The organism is Sphingomonas corticis (assembly GCF_012035195.1).
In the GTDB taxonomy this organism is placed as follows: domain Bacteria; phylum Pseudomonadota; class Alphaproteobacteria; order Sphingomonadales; family Sphingomonadaceae; genus Sphingomonas; species Sphingomonas corticis.
Genome location: NZ_JAAVJH010000004.1, coordinates 141,788 through 154,934 on the forward strand (window position 1 = coordinate 141,788; position 13,147 = coordinate 154,934).

General features: G+C 70.0%; 14 protein-coding genes. 8 read left to right on the forward strand and 6 right to left on the reverse strand.

Annotation, left to right across the window (positions count from 1 at the left end; all coding sequences use genetic code 11):
- Nucleotides 1-113: 113 nt before the first annotated feature.
- From HBH26_RS07965 to HBH26_RS07990, 6 genes are all read left to right on the forward strand, one after another.
- Complete coding sequence (locus tag HBH26_RS07965; protein ID WP_168134061.1) at nucleotides 114-1,466, forward strand: sensor histidine kinase; 1,353 nt, start codon at nucleotides 114-116, stop codon at nucleotides 1,464-1,466.
- 104 nt (nucleotides 1,467-1,570) lie between these two features.
- Nucleotides 1,571-2,314, forward strand: a complete 744-nt coding sequence (locus HBH26_RS07970; protein WP_168134062.1) for a response regulator transcription factor — start codon at nucleotides 1,571-1,573, stop codon at nucleotides 2,312-2,314.
- A gap of 99 nt (nucleotides 2,315-2,413) precedes the next feature.
- Entirely contained in the window at nucleotides 2,414-3,613 is a 1,200-nt protein-coding gene (locus tag HBH26_RS07975) for a multidrug effflux MFS transporter (RefSeq protein WP_168134063.1), read from the forward strand.
- 53 nt (nucleotides 3,614-3,666) lie between these two features.
- Nucleotides 3,667-4,401, forward strand: coding sequence for a Crp/Fnr family transcriptional regulator (locus HBH26_RS07980; protein ID WP_168134064.1), 735 nt, complete (start codon nucleotides 3,667-3,669; stop codon nucleotides 4,399-4,401).
- A 56-nt stretch (nucleotides 4,402-4,457) separates the two neighbouring features.
- On the forward strand, nucleotides 4,458-4,676 hold the full coding sequence (locus tag HBH26_RS07985) for a hypothetical protein (RefSeq protein ID WP_168134065.1): 219 nt from the start codon (nucleotides 4,458-4,460) through the stop codon (nucleotides 4,674-4,676).
- A 67-nt stretch (nucleotides 4,677-4,743) separates the two neighbouring features.
- Nucleotides 4,744-5,418 carry a nitroreductase gene (locus HBH26_RS07990; RefSeq protein ID WP_168134066.1) on the forward strand — a complete coding sequence of 225 codons (675 nt, stop codon included), beginning with the start codon at nucleotides 4,744-4,746 and terminating at the stop codon, nucleotides 5,416-5,418.
- A gap of 75 nt (nucleotides 5,419-5,493) precedes the next feature.
- On the opposite strand, the gene HBH26_RS07995 is transcribed toward HBH26_RS07990, so the two are convergent.
- Nucleotides 5,494-8,343 carry a TonB-dependent receptor gene (locus HBH26_RS07995; protein ID WP_168134067.1) on the reverse strand — a complete coding sequence of 950 codons (2,850 nt, stop codon included), beginning with the start codon at nucleotides 8,341-8,343 and terminating at the stop codon, nucleotides 5,494-5,496.
- A 306-nt stretch (nucleotides 8,344-8,649) separates the two neighbouring features.
- Between HBH26_RS07995 and HBH26_RS08000 the strand changes: the two genes are divergently transcribed.
- Together HBH26_RS08000 and HBH26_RS08005 are read left to right on the forward strand one after the other, a co-directional pair.
- A complete protein-coding gene (locus tag HBH26_RS08000; protein WP_168134068.1) occupies nucleotides 8,650-9,024 on the forward strand; it encodes a response regulator in 375 nt (124 codons plus the stop codon).
- 94 nt (nucleotides 9,025-9,118) lie between these two features.
- The gene (locus tag HBH26_RS08005) at nucleotides 9,119-9,466 is read left to right on the forward strand and encodes a response regulator (protein WP_168134069.1); all 348 of its coding nucleotides are present in this window, start codon (nucleotides 9,119-9,121) and stop codon (nucleotides 9,464-9,466) included.
- A gap of 48 nt (nucleotides 9,467-9,514) precedes the next feature.
- Here the strand turns inward: HBH26_RS08005 and HBH26_RS21025 are convergent, their stop codons facing one another.
- The 5 genes from HBH26_RS21025 to HBH26_RS08025 form a co-directional block, all read right to left on the reverse strand.
- Nucleotides 9,515-9,649: a hypothetical protein gene (locus HBH26_RS21025; protein ID WP_275402949.1), complete on the reverse strand. Its 135-nt coding sequence runs from the start codon at nucleotides 9,647-9,649 to the stop codon at nucleotides 9,515-9,517.
- Between the two features lie 110 nt (nucleotides 9,650-9,759).
- A complete protein-coding gene (locus HBH26_RS20655) occupies nucleotides 9,760-10,101 on the reverse strand; it encodes an SWIB/MDM2 domain-containing protein (RefSeq protein WP_209308425.1) in 342 nt (113 codons plus the stop codon).
- Nucleotides 10,102-10,211: 110 nt separating this feature from the next.
- On the reverse strand, nucleotides 10,212-10,697 hold the full coding sequence (locus tag HBH26_RS08015) for a hypothetical protein (RefSeq protein ID WP_168134070.1): 486 nt from the start codon (nucleotides 10,695-10,697) through the stop codon (nucleotides 10,212-10,214).
- Nucleotides 10,685-11,767: a LysM peptidoglycan-binding domain-containing protein gene (locus HBH26_RS08020; protein WP_168134071.1), complete on the reverse strand. Its 1,083-nt coding sequence runs from the start codon at nucleotides 11,765-11,767 to the stop codon at nucleotides 10,685-10,687. Before HBH26_RS08020 ends, HBH26_RS08015 begins: the two co-directional genes overlap by 13 nt.
- 66 nt (nucleotides 11,768-11,833) lie before the next feature.
- On the reverse strand, nucleotides 11,834-13,138 hold the full coding sequence (locus HBH26_RS08025) for an MFS transporter (protein WP_168134072.1): 1,305 nt from the start codon (nucleotides 13,136-13,138) through the stop codon (nucleotides 11,834-11,836).
- Nucleotides 13,139-13,147 lie beyond the last annotated feature (9 nt).

Sequence of the window (13,147 nt, forward strand, 5' to 3'; positions counted from 1 at the left end):
CTACACCGTCGCCTGAGGTCGCAGACGCGCGTGCCGCGCGCGCCGTTCCCGGCGGGCCGAAGGTTGCACATTTGTATCCAAGCAGGTCGCCATGGCTGTCCTATGCACCCGCGATGGGAAGCGGACCGGGAAAGCGACGGGCACGCGCGGCGACGCGCATCGCCGTGACCAGCGCCGGGGTGCTGCTCTCCTCGATCGTCCTGCTGGGCGGGCTGGCGGTGGCGATCGCCTACGCGGCGATGAGCCACGCGCTCGACCGGCGGATCGAAGCGGCGGCGGCGGGGCTGCACCGCGCCGGCGAGACCGGCGGGCGCGCGGCCATGGTCGCCGCGATCCGCGCGCACGACGCCGGCACCGCCAGCGGTGTCGACCTGTCGCTCGTGGCGGCGGACGGGCGGCTGCTGGCCGGATCGCGCGCGCTGGGCGCGTCGCGCCCCGGCTGGCGCGACCTGTCGCTGCACGATCCGATCGAGGGGACGGACCCGGTGCGCGTGCTGACGCTGGCTGCCGCGAACGGCGACCGGATCGCCGTGGCAGGCAATCGCCGCCCGCTGATGATGGCGCAGGCGGCGATCGGCTGGCTGTTCCTCGCCTCGATCGTGATGATCGCGCTCTTGTGCGCGGTGACCGGCTGGCTGCTGGCACGCTACCTCGACCGGCGCCTGTCGCCGATCGCCGCCACCGCGGCGGCGGTGCGCGACGGCGACCTGGCGCAGCGCGTGCCGGTGGGTCCGCGCGGCGACGAGTTCGACGCCGCCGCCGCCGCGCTGAACCTGATGCTGGACCAGGTCGCGGCGCTGATGGCGAACCTGCGCCAGGTCAGCGGCGACCTGGCGCACGACCTGCGCACCCCGCTGACGCGGCTGCGGACCCGGCTGGAAGGTGTGCGCGACGACGCGGAGGCGCGTGCCGCCATCCCCTGGGCGATCGCGCAGATCGACGACGTGGTGCGCCTGTTCGAGGCAATCCTGCGCATCGCCGAGATCGACGGCGTGCGCCGCCACCATGCGGAGACGGTCGAGCTGGAGGCGCTGGCGCTGGACGTTGTCCATGCCATCTCCCCCGCCTTCGCCGAGGCGGGCATCGACCTGCGGTTGCGTACCGATCACGACGCCGTCGTGGCGGGCGACCGCGCGCAGATCGCGGCGGCGCTGGTGAACCTGCTGGAGAACGTGTTGCAGCACGCCGGCGCGGGGACCAGCGCGACGGTGACGGTGCGCGACCGCGGCGACGCCGTGGTGCTGCGCGTGGCGGACACCGGGCCAGGCGTGCCGGTGGCGGAGCGCGAGCGCATCTTCGACCGCTTCGTGCGGCTGGACCGCGCGCGCGCCACGCCCGGCCACGGGCTGGGGCTCAGCCTCGTCCGCTCGATCGCGCAGGGGCATGGCGCGACGCTGTCCGCAGGGTCTGCGGGCGTGGGGGCGGCGCCGGGCCTGGCCGTCACGATCGTCTTCCCTGCGGCGTGACATGGCTAATACCCGCTGAACGGCAGGTTCAGTCTTCATTCGCCAGCGCCGCGCTAGGTCGCTCGGAACCGGGCGTTTTTCCGGTGCTTGTGGAAGAGGACGTGATGCTTCAGATCGCAGAGCCGGAGGCGGCGGAGGCGGCGGACGGGGGCGGCGACGCCGCGGCGATCCGCGTTCTGGTGGTCGAGGACGATCGGGTGATCGCCGGGGAGATCGCGGAGTTCCTCGGCGACCGCGGCATGGCGGTGACCCGCGTCGCCGACGGCGCGGCGGCGTTGGCGCAGGCCGGTCAGGCCGCGTGGGACGCGATCGTGCTGGACCGGATGCTGCCCGGGATCGACGGCATGGAGGTGCTGCGCCGCCTGCGCGCGGTGGACGTCGCGACGCCGGTGCTGGTGCTGACCGCGCGCGGCAGCGTGGGCGAGCGGATCGCCGGGCTGGAGGCGGGGGCGGACGATTACATGGTCAAGCCGTTCTCGCTCGCCGAACTGGACGCTCGGGTGCGCGCGCTGGTCCGCGGGCGCACGCTGGCGCGCGATCCCGCCGTGTTCCGCGTCGGCGGGCTGACGATCGACGCCGCGCGCCACACCGCCAGCTGCTGCACCCGCACCGTGCCGCTGCAACCACGCGAGACGCGCTTCCTGATCGAGCTGGCGCGCCAGCCGGGAACGATCGTGTCCAAGCAGGTGCTGCTGGAGCGCGTGTGGAACTACCATTTCGATCCGCGCACGAAGATCGTGGAGACGCACGTCAGCCGGCTGCGCGCGAAGCTGACCACGCTGGGCCTCGCCAACCCGATCGTCAGCGTCCGCAACGTCGGCTATCGGCTGGGCGGGGAGTGCGGCTGAGGCGGAGAGCTCCCGCGCGCTCGCCGCATCGACGTCCTTGTTGCCGACGGACGCAGTGCCTAAGCGCGCGGCATGACACGACATCCGGCACCCGCAGGAATGCACCCGCATGAATTCGTCGCCTTCGTTGCGGCGGTGATGGCGGTGAACGCGCTGGGCGTCGACCTGATGCTACCCGCCCTGTCCGATATCGGGCGTGAGCTGTCGGTGGCGCAGGCGAACCATCGCCAGTGGGTCATCACCGTCTACATGCTCGGCTTCGGCGCGGGGCAGCTGGTCTACGGGCCGCTGGCGGACCGCTACGGCCGGCGCCCGGTGCTGCTCGCCACTCTGGCGGGCTTCGTCGGCGCCAGCGTGTTCGCCGCGGGATCGGCGACCTTCGCGGCGCTGCTCGGCGCGCGTCTGCTGCAGGGGCTGATGTCCGCGTCCACCCGCGTGCTGGCGGTGGCGATCGTGCGCGACGGATCGTCGGGCCGGCAGATGGCGCGCACGATGTCGATCGCGCAGATGATCTTCTTCATCGTGCCGATCATGGCGCCCACGGTGGGACAGGGGCTGCTCGCCTTCGGACCGTGGCGATTCATCTTCTACGCGCTGGGCGCCTTCGCGGCGGCGATCCTCGCCTGGACGGCGCTGCGCCTGCCGGAGACGCTGCCGGCGGAGCGGCGGACGCCCATCTCGCTCAGCGCGCTGCGCGGCAGCTACCGGCTGGTGCTGACCAACCGGTTCTCGATCGGCTATGCCGTGGCGGCGTCGCTGACCTTCGGGGGCATCATCGCCTTCGTGTCCTCGGCGCAGCAGATCTTCGTCGACGAGTTCGGCGCCGGCGACCGCTTCACGCTGCTGTTCGCGATCTGCGCCGGGGCGATGGGGCTGGCCTCCTTCGCCAACAGCCGGCTGGTCGAGCGGCTGGGCACGCGGCTGATCTCGCAGGCGGCGGTGCTGGCGCTGGTCGCGCTGTCGGTCGTCCACGTCGCGGTCATCCTGCTCGATGCGGAGACGCTGGTCAGCTACATCGCCTTCCAGGCCCTCAGCATGACGTGCATCGGGCTGTGCGGCTCCAATTTCGGCGCGATGGCGATGGAACCGGTCGGGCGGATTGCCGGCACGGCGTCGTCGGTGCAGGGCTTCGTCACCAGCATCGGCGCGGTGCTGGTCGGCTCCGCCATCGGGCAGTCCTACGCCGGCACCACGCTGCCGCTGGCGGTCGGCTATCTGTGCATCGGGGTGGCCGTGCTGGGGCTGGTGCTGGTGATCGAGCAGGGACAGCTGTTCCGCGCGCGCATGACGCTGCGGTGAACCGAACGCCGCCGAGGGTGTAAGTTGCTGACGAACAGGCGTATCGTTGCGCGATGCCGCCGTTTCCCCTGCACCGCTTCAGCGAGTTCTCCGCGCTGACGTTGCGCCAGCGCGAGGTGCTGGCGTCGCTGACGCGGTCGCCGCGCCGCTATCCGCGCCGCACGGTCCTGCGGCAGGAAGGGGCGACCGCCTCGCACGTCTGGCTCCTCCATGCCGGCTGGGTCGGCTCCTCCATCGACCTGCCGAGCGCCAAGCGGCAGCTGGTGAAGGTCCACCTGCCCGGCGACGTCCTGGGGTCGACGAGCATGTGCCTCGCCGCGGCGGGAGATACGCTGGCCGCGCTGTCCGACGTGGTGGCCAGCATGGTGCCCTTCGACACGCTGGGGCAATTGTTCGCCGACGATCCGCGGATGGCGGCGTCGTTCCTGCTGAGCGTGCAGAAGGAGCGCGTGGCGCTGATGCACAAGCTGGCGGAGATCGGCCGCACCTCCGCCTACGAGCGGGTCGCGGGGCTGATGCTGGACCTTCTGACGCGCGGTCGGGCCGCGGGGGTGGTGGACGGCAACGCGATCGACGCTCCGCTGACGCAGGAGCAGATCGCCGACCTGCTCGGCCTCACCAACGTCCACGTCAATCGCATGCTGCGCAAGCTGAACGACGACGGCCTCGTCTCCGGCACCCACGGCCGCTACGTCATCGCCGACGAGGCGGGGCTGGCCGCGTCGGTGCCGTTCCATCCCACCTTCGCGCACGAGCCCGCGTGGCTGCCGGAAGCCGCCGACGCGTGACCCGCGTCCGCGCGACGGCTTATCCACAGTCTTTTTTTACATGGATCAACCCCGCCGTGACAGTCGCGGGCCGGCGTGGCAACCGCGCCGGCATGTTCGGTCAGATCAGCAACGGCGAGTCGGCGGCTGCCCTGGTGGCGGCGCATGGGCAGGGGGCGCGGCAGAAGGTGGTCGACCAGATCGTCATCGCGATCCGCGCGCACGACCTGCCCGCGGCAAAGCGCTGGGAGGAGGTGGGCCGCGTGGTCGACCAGCGGCTGGAGGCGCGCGGCTGACGCGGTTTACGCGCTAAGCGGTTTGACTTAACTCCTTGCCAACGAGACGGGATGGAAGGGGTTGAGGATGCAGTTCGACGCGGTCGTGGCGGGACGCAGGAGCATTCGCGGGTACAAGCCCGATCCCGTGCCGCGTGCACTCATCGAGGAGATCCTGGCGCTGGCGATGCGGGCGCCCTCGTCGATGAACACGCAGCCGTGGAACTTCACCGTGGTCACGGGCGAGCCGCTGGACCGCATCCGCCAGGGCAACAGCGAGCGGATGATCGCGGGCGTGCCGCAATCGCGCGAGTTCCGCACCGGAACCGCCTTCGACGGATCGCACCGCGAGCGGCAGGTGGACGTGGCCAAGCAATTGTTCGGCGCGATGGGGATCGAGCGCGACGATGCGGCGCGGCGGCAGGATTGGGTGATGCGTGGCTTCCGCCAGTTCGACGCGCCCGTATGCATCATCGTCACCTACGACCGCGTACTCGACGGCAGCGACGACACCCCGTTCGACTGTGGCGCGGTGACGAACGCGCTGGTCACCGCCGCGTGGTCGCGGGGGTTGGGCACCGTCATCAACAGCCAGGGCATCATGCAGTCGCCCGTGGTGCGCGAGCATGCCGGCATCGCCGAGGACCAGATCATCCTGAAGAGCATCGCGCTCGGCTGGCCTGACGACGACTTCCCCGCCAACGCCGTCGTGTCCCGCCGCAAGACGGTGGACGAGGCGGCCCGCTTCGTCGGCTTCGACTGAGCTTGCGACCATGAAAAAGGCCGGCGCTCCTTCGCGAGGAGCGCCGGCCTTCGCCGTCACGCGGGGATCATCCGATCAGAAGCGTCCGCGCAGCGTGACGCCGTAGGTGCGCGGTTCGGCGAGGAAGTTCGAGAAGATCTGCCTCCCGCCCGGATATTGCGGGTCTTGGAACGCGGCGGAGACGGCGCCTTCCTGGAACGGCGAGTTGAAGGCGACCTGCGCATAGTCCTGGTTGAAGACGTTCTGCGCCCAGAATTCCACCGCCCAGCGCTGATCCGGGCCGCGGATGCCGACGCGGGCGTTCACCAGCGCGAAGCCGTCCTGCGCCTTCTGCGGGAACAGGTCGGAGCCGGTGTTGTAGTCGCCGCTGAGACGCGAATCGACGTAGAACAGGGCGGAGAGTCCGCTGCTGCCCAGGTCCGGCGTCCACGCCGCCGACGTCGTGACGACGATCTCCGGCGCCAGCGACAGCTGCTGTCCCGGCAGCTTGCCCAGCGCCTGGTTCAGCGGCGCGCCGCTCGCGTCGCCGACCAGCTGGTCGCGGAACTTGGTGTCGGCGTAGGTGAGGCCCGCGGTGAAGCGGAAGTCGCGGATCGGCACCAGCGTCGCCTCCAGCTCGACGCCCTGTGACCGCACGCCGTGGCCCACGTCGCCGTTGGGGCATTGGCCGCTCGCGACCGCACCCGCGTTGAAATTGGGTGCCGCGGCGAACTTGTTCTGGTCGCGGTCGCCGCCGTTCAGGCTGGACGAGCAGCCGTTCACGTTCTCAACGATGAAGACCGTGCCGTCGAAGGTATTCAGCTGGAAGTTGCTGAAGTCCTGACGGAACGCCGCCACGGACAGGCTGAACGGACCGGTCGCGTATTTGGCGCCGATCTCGAACGCGTTCACCGTCTCGGCGTCGAACTGCAGGTTGCCGACCAGCGCCTGCGCGCCCGCCTGCGCGCTGCCGCCGCCGAAGCTGGCGAAGCTGAGCGTCGGGGCCTTCAGCGCGGACCGGTCGAAGTTGAAGCCGCCCGCCTTGTAGCCGCGCGAGTAGCTGCCGTAGACGAGCAGGTCGTCGATCGGCTTCCACGAGGCGACCGCGGTGCCGGTGAACTCGTCCTCGCTGCGCGTGTCGCTGATGCCGACGCCGTTCAGCTCCAAGGTCGAATTGCCCTGGCACGACAGGCCGATCAGGCCGCCGGCCAGTGCGGCGAGGCCGGGGTTGGTCAGGAACGGCGTCAGCCGCTGCTGGTTGGCGACGCAGGCTGCGTTGTCGTTGCCGAACGTGGCGGAGAAGCGCTTGCGCTCGTTGGTGTAGCGCAGGCCCAGCGTCAGGTCGATCGTGTCCGTCACGTGGATGATGTTGTGCGTGAACGCGGCGAAGCTGCGGCTGTTCTGATTGTAGCGATCGATCGTCGAGCCGCGATCGCTGATCGATTCCAGCGTGTCGAACGCGGCGAGGACGGTGCCGCCCGCCGCACCGAACGGCGAAGGCACGCCGGGGACGAGGCCCGCGATGACCGCACGGCCGGTCGGGCTGATGCAGCCCGGCGTCGTCGGCGAGTAGAGCGTGGCGAGGCTGCCGGAGACGACGCGGCACGCGGCGAAGCGGCCGTACTGGCTGCCGAAGCGCAGGTTGCTCTTACCCCGGAACTTCTCGTCCATGTAGAAGCCGCCGACCAGCCAGTCGAGCTTGTCGTCGAAGGCGGTGCCGTTCAGCCGCAGTTCCTGCGTGAAGGTTCGGAACTGACGGCGGTTGTTGCCGTCGTCGGCGTTGTACAGGATGTCGACCGTGCCGTAGTCGACGTCGCCGGCCTGCGTGTTATAGTAATCGCGGTAGGCGGTGATCGACGTCAGCTTCACGCCCCCGAAGTCCCAGTCGAGCTGGCCCGAGACGCCCCAGTCCTGCATGTCGCCGCCGTAGCTGCGGCCCGGCGTGACGGAGATGTCTCGGCTGTACTTCTGGTTGAAGGCGCCGAGGTCCTGGCCCAGGTCACGCAGCACGTTGATGATGTTGTTGCCGCCGGCCAGACCCGTGGCGAGCGGGGTCGCCGGGTTGTTCAGGTTGCCGATCGCCTCGTTCATCGAGCTGCTGACATAGGTCGCGGCGCAGCACGACTCGTCGCGCTTCGTATAGTCGCCGATCAGGCGGAAGCTGATGTCGTCGGTCGGCTCGAACAGCAGCTGCGCGCGGCCGAAGAAGCGGTCGCGGTCGTTCACCGTCGTGTCGTTGACGCGGTCGTTGTAGAAGCCGTCGCGCTTCACGTAGACGCCGTCCAGGCGGAAGGCGACGTTCTCCGTGATCGGGCCGGTGACACCCGCGGCGAGGCGCCAGAAGTCGTAATTGCCGTACGTCACCTCGCCGTTGGCGCCAAAGGTGAACGCGGGCTTCTTGCTGACGATGGAGAGGAGACCGGCGGAGGAGTTGCGGCCGCCCAGCGTGCCCTGCGGGCCGCGCAGCACCTCGACGCGGTCGATCTCGCCCAGTTCGTTGAGGCCGATGCCCGCGCGCGAACGGTAGACGCCGTCGATGAGGACCACCACGGAGCTTTCCAGGCCGGGATTGTCGCCGACCGTACCGATGCCGCGGATGCGCGGTGAGCCGTTGGCCTCGGATCCGGTGGACGTCACCAGCAGCGACGGCGCGACCTGGTTCAGCTGACGGATGTCGTTGGCGCCGGAATTCTGCAGCGTCTCCGCGCTGACCGCGGAGATGGCGACCGGCACGTCGGCCAGCACCTGGGCGCGGCCCTGCGCGGTGACGACGATGTCGGAGGACGCCGCGGCGTCGGCGTCGTCGGTCTGTCCGTCCACGGCGGCCTGGTCGGTGGCGCTCGCGGGAGACGGCGCGGTGGGGGCGGCGGTGTTCTGCGCGGCGGCGGCGGTGGAAAGCGCCATGGCCGCAAGCCCGCTTGCAGCCAGGAGCAACGTCTTCCTCATCCTAACTCTCCCTGTGGTCGACGCATGATGGGCGCCATACCTGCCGTTCGACTAGGCCAGGAAAACTGCGAAAGGCAAGCCGTCACAAAACGAATTATTTCCGTGTGGCAACCGTACCACGGGTTCGATTGCCGAGTGGCGGGAGAAGGAGGGCCACCGAATGGAGGCGGCGGGGCCGCTTCGCGCGGCCGACGCCGGCTTCGCGCCTATCCCGTTGCGATTACGACCTTTATGCGACTTGTGCTTCGCCCGTCCGCCTTTCACTAAGACGATCTCGGTTCGGGAATCGATGGTCAGAGGACGAACGTGGCGGCGGTGATCTTGATCGTGGAGGACCAGCCGCTGCACGCGAAGCTGTTTCGCGACATCCTGCAGCTCGGCGGCTTCGACGCGATCACCGCGGCCAGCGGCCGGGAGGCGACCCGCGTGGCGGCCGGCGCGCGGCCCGACCTGATCCTGCTCGACGTGCTGCTGCCCGACGTGGACGGGCGGGACGTGATCGCGACGCTGAAGCGCGGGGCGGCGACGCGCGGGATCGGCGTGCTGGCGATCTCCGCCAGTCCCGACCGCGAGGTGATGGACGATTGCCTGGCAGCGGGGGCGGAGGCGTTCCTGCCCAAGCCGGTGCGGATGGCCGACCTGCTGGCCGGGGTGAGGACGATGCTCGATGCGCGGGGCTGATCGCGCGGACGAGCGGTGGGCGGAAGGAGGACGAAGGCAAGGTATGCGCACGCAGGAAAGGGCGGCGGGGGATGGGGCGGCCAGGATCCTGGTCGTGGAGGACGAAGCGCTGGTCCGCACCATGGTGTGCGAGATGCTGACCGACGCGGGCTACGACGTGCAGGAGGCGCAGAGCGGCGACGAGGCGGATGCGCTGATGTCCGCCGGCCTGCGCATCGACCTGCTGCTGACCGACATCCGCATGCCGGGCACGCTGGACGGCGGCGACCTGATCCGCCGCGCCACCGGTCGCTGCCCGGCGCTGAAGACCGTGGCGATGTCGGGCTATGCCGGCGCCAAATACCTGTGCGAGAACGTGGCGGACCGGTTCATCGCCAAGCCGTTCACCAGCAGCGTGTTGCAGCGCGAGATCGCCGGCGTGTTGCGCGCCGGCGCCGGGTAGCGGCTTGGATGATGGCAGGGGTGACGAAGCGCGAACCGACGCCGGCCTTCAGCGCGGCCGTGACAGTTTCTCCGCCCGTTCGATCAATCGCCACAGATCCGCGCTGGCGGGTGAATCGCCCAGCTCGCGCGCGGTGCGCTTGGCTTTCGCCAGTTCCTCGCGGAACTCCTTCGTCATCGTCATTCTTCGTCTCCGGTTGCCCCCGGATGAGTGGTGAATCCTAGGTAAGATTCGTTAACGAACGGTAAACGACGGAAAGGCGGGCGCCCCGTGCGAGGGGCGCCCGCGGCCGATCACGCCTTTTTCGCGGTGAGATGCGCGCTCAGGTGCTTGTTCATCTCGAACATGCTGACCGACTTCTTCCCGAAGATCTTCTGCAGCTTGTCGTCGCCGTTGATCTGGCGACGGTCCTTGGCGTCCTGAAGGTCGTGCTTCTTGATGTATTCCCACACCTTGCTGACGACCTCGCTGCGCGGCAGGTCGTTCTTGCCGACGATCTCTGCCAGGTCGGCGGACGGGGTCACCGGGGCGGTGATGCCGCCTCGGGCGCCGCCGGCGGGCTTGCCGGTCTTCGCCACCTTCTTCTCCGCGGCCTTGGTCTCGTCCTTGCCGCGCTTCTCTGCCGTCCGTGCCATGACTGGTCCCCTTTTCGCTAGGTGGCTTCGCTAAGTGTCCGGGCCGTAACGAACCTCTGTCCGTCCGGCTCCCGCCAAGGCTGCGGCGGCGACGATTTCACGTCAAGCCGTCACCGCTCGCGGATGGCCACCAATTTCGTGACGCGCGCGCCGGTGCTATCCGCGCTGCCGCTGAGATCGACGACGACGGAGCGGTCCTCGTCCAGCACGAAGCGGTAGCGGTGGCCGGTGCCGGGCAGCGCGGGCGCGCGCGCGGCCTTGCCGAAACGCCGCGCCACCGCCTCCAGCGTCAGCGCGATGCCCGCGGCCGGCACCAGCGTCAGCGTGTCGGGACTAACGCTCGCCCGGTCGGTCGCCAGCGTGGCGGCCGAGCCGGTGTCAGCCAGGCCGGCGATGCGGAAGGGGTAGCTGCCGGCCTTCGCGAAGGTCTCGTCGACGCTTGCCTGCCGGGCACGCAGCGCGGGCAGCGCCTCCCCCGTCGACAGGAAGTCGCTCGCCAGCGTCAGCAACGCCGCGCCGCGCCGGTCCTCCGCCGCCTCCGCCCATCCCGTCATCGCACCCACCATCGCCGCCGCCGTGACGATCAGCCGTACCACAGGTTGAGGATCATGCCACCGACCCGCCATGCGTCCGCCTCCTCCGGCAAGCGGCGATAGGCCGCATATTCCGCGTCGGTCACCGTCGTGCCGTCGTTCAGCGCGCCCAGCGTCGCGTTGCGATGCGCGGCGCCCGCGCCGTAGACGCTCTCGTACATCGCATTGGCGAAGCGGCCGCGCGCGGTGTCGAGGTCGATCCCGCCCGCCTCCCGCGCGGCGCGGATCACCCCGCGCGGCATGCCGAGGTCGGCGGCGGGGCGGCCCGCGGCGATGTGGATGCGCGCCATGTCGAACCACTGCTCGGCGTGGCGCCCCTCGTGATAGACGGTGTCGGCGACGTCGAGCAGCTCCTCCGACGTGACGCCGTCCTTCGACAGCACGGCGGAGCTGACCTCGATCGTGTGCGTGCCGAAATCGTAGACGCCGCCGCCGCCGGATCCGCTGACGACCAGGTTGACGGGCGGCACGCCGCGCGCGGCCAGCCGCTCGTTGATGGCGTCCTCCAGCTTCTGCAATCGCTCGGACGGGTCCAGCGCGTTCCACTGATGCTCCAGCGCCTTCACGTCGGCGACATAGGCGCTGGCCGCCGCCTTGGTGCCGAGGCCGTAGGAGGCGGCGGGCACCAGCGCGATCTGCGATCCCGGCGGCGGCAGGCGGCCGCCGGCGAGGCCGTTGGCCTCGACGATCTGGTCGCGGGGGATGCCGTAGGTGCGCGACAGCGAGCGCAGCGTGTCGCCTTCCTGCACCGTCACCACCTGGCGGTTCAGCGGCACGCGGATCGTGTCCCCCGCGCGCAGGTCGAAGATCGACGGATTGCCCTTGTTCAGCAGGATCAGCTGGCCCGTGGTGGTGCCGTAGCGCTCGGCGAGGTCGGACAGCGAGGTGACGTCGCGGATCGTGGCGCGGGTCGTCGGAATGTCCCCGCCCTTGCGCCCCACGGTCGCGACCGCGACGCGGAGCGTGTCGAGGAAGCCGTAACCGTCGCCTTCCCCCTCCGTTGCGCGGGTGCGGCCGCCGCCATTGGGCGGGGCCAGGCGCGGCGCGGCCAGCGGCAGGTCGTTGCGGATCATGACACGCTCCTCGACGGGGGTGCCAAGACTAGTCGTCCACGCCGCAGCCGGGAATAATCGGATCGACTATGCCGCGGGCACCTCTACCGCCGTCTCCCCGATGCGCGGCAGGATCAGGTGGATCAGCAGCAGTGCGATCAGATAGGCGCTGCTCGCCCAGAGCAGGACCGGCCAGTACGACCCGATCGTCTCCAGCACGTGGCCGACGTACTTGGCCATGATCATGCCGCCGATCGCACCCGCCGCGCCGCCGATCCCCATCACCGAGGCCACCGACGTGCGCGGCACGCTATCCGACACGATGGCGTAGAGGTTCGACGACCAGCCCTGGTGCGCCGCGGCGGCGAGGCCGAGGATGGCGACGGCCAGCCACAGGCTGGGCGTGCTGGCGGCGGTGAAGACGGGAACGACGCACAAGGCGCAGACCAGCAGCGCGATCTTGCGCGCGGCGTTGACGCTGCGCCCGCGCTTCATCAGCGCGGAGGACAGCCAGCCGCCGCCGATGCTGCCCGCGTCGGCGAGGAGGTAGATCGCGATCAGCGGCGGACCGAACGTCTTGAGGTCGAGGCCGTATTGCTTGGCGAGCAGGTCGGGAAGCCAGAACAGGAAGAGGTACCACACCGGATCGGTCAGGAACTTCGCGATCGCGAAGGCCCAGGTCGGCCGCTGCCCGAACAGCGCGCGCCACGGCACACGCGTGGTCGGCTCCGGCGCCGCGTCCTCCTCGATATAGGCGCGCTCGGAGGGCGACACGCGCGCGTGGTCGGCGGGGGTGCGATAGAAGCCGAGCCACGCGGCGAGCCAGATGAAGCCGAGCAGCCCGGTGACGATGAATGCCGCCTCCCAGCCGAAATAGATCGTCAGCAGCGGCACGACGATCGGCGTCGCCAGCGCGCCGACGTTGGCGCCCGCGTTCAGGATGCCGGCGGCGAGCGCGCGCTCGTGCCGCGGGAACCATTCGGCGACGGACTTGATCGCGGCGGGGAAATTGGCCGATTCGCCCAGTCCCAGGAGGAAGCGCGCACCGGAGAAGCCGAACGGCGTGCGCACGAAGGCGTGGAGCATCGCCGCGAAGCTCCACAGCGCGATCGCCGCGGCATAGCCGAGGCGCGAGCCGAGCCGGTCGATGACGGGACCGCAGGCGAGCAGGCCGATGGCGTAGGCGGCCTGGAACCAGAAGACGATGTTGGCATAGTCGCCCTCGCTCCAGCCCAGGTCCGCCTGCAACGTCGGCTTGAGGATGCCGATGATCTGCCGGTCGATGTAGTTGATCGTCGTCGCGAAGAAGAGCAGCGCACAGATCACCCAGCGCACGTTGCTCGCGGGGCGGATGCGGGCGGGCGCCGTGTCCGTGTCGTTCAGCGTCGCCATGTCGCGTTC

Excerpts from the sequence above, each read along its gene's own strand:
- HBH26_RS08025 (WP_168134072.1), bottom strand. The coding sequence starts at position 13,138 with ATGGCGACGCTGAACGACACGGACACGGCGCCCGCCCGCATCCGCCCC.
- HBH26_RS07990 (WP_168134066.1), top strand. The coding sequence starts at position 4,744 with ATGCAGTTCGACGCGGTCGTGGCGGGACGCAGGAGCATTCGCGGGTAC.
- HBH26_RS08020 (WP_168134071.1), bottom strand. The coding sequence starts at position 11,767 with ATGATCCGCAACGACCTGCCGCTGGCCGCGCCGCGCCTGGCCCCGCCC.
- HBH26_RS21025 (WP_275402949.1), bottom strand. The coding sequence starts at position 9,649 with ATGACGATGACGAAGGAGTTCCGCGAGGAACTGGCGAAAGCCAAGCGC.
- HBH26_RS07970 (WP_168134062.1), top strand. The coding sequence starts at position 1,571 with ATGCTTCAGATCGCAGAGCCGGAGGCGGCGGAGGCGGCGGACGGGGGC.
- HBH26_RS07980 (WP_168134064.1), top strand. The coding sequence starts at position 3,667 with ATGCCGCCGTTTCCCCTGCACCGCTTCAGCGAGTTCTCCGCGCTGACG.
- HBH26_RS07975 (WP_168134063.1), top strand. The coding sequence starts at position 2,414 with ATGCACCCGCATGAATTCGTCGCCTTCGTTGCGGCGGTGATGGCGGTG.
- HBH26_RS07965 (WP_168134061.1), top strand. The coding sequence starts at position 114 with ATGGGAAGCGGACCGGGAAAGCGACGGGCACGCGCGGCGACGCGCATC.
- HBH26_RS20655 (WP_209308425.1), bottom strand. The coding sequence starts at position 10,101 with ATGGCACGGACGGCAGAGAAGCGCGGCAAGGACGAGACCAAGGCCGCG.
- HBH26_RS07995 (WP_168134067.1), bottom strand. The coding sequence starts at position 8,343 with ATGAGGAAGACGTTGCTCCTGGCTGCAAGCGGGCTTGCGGCCATGGCG.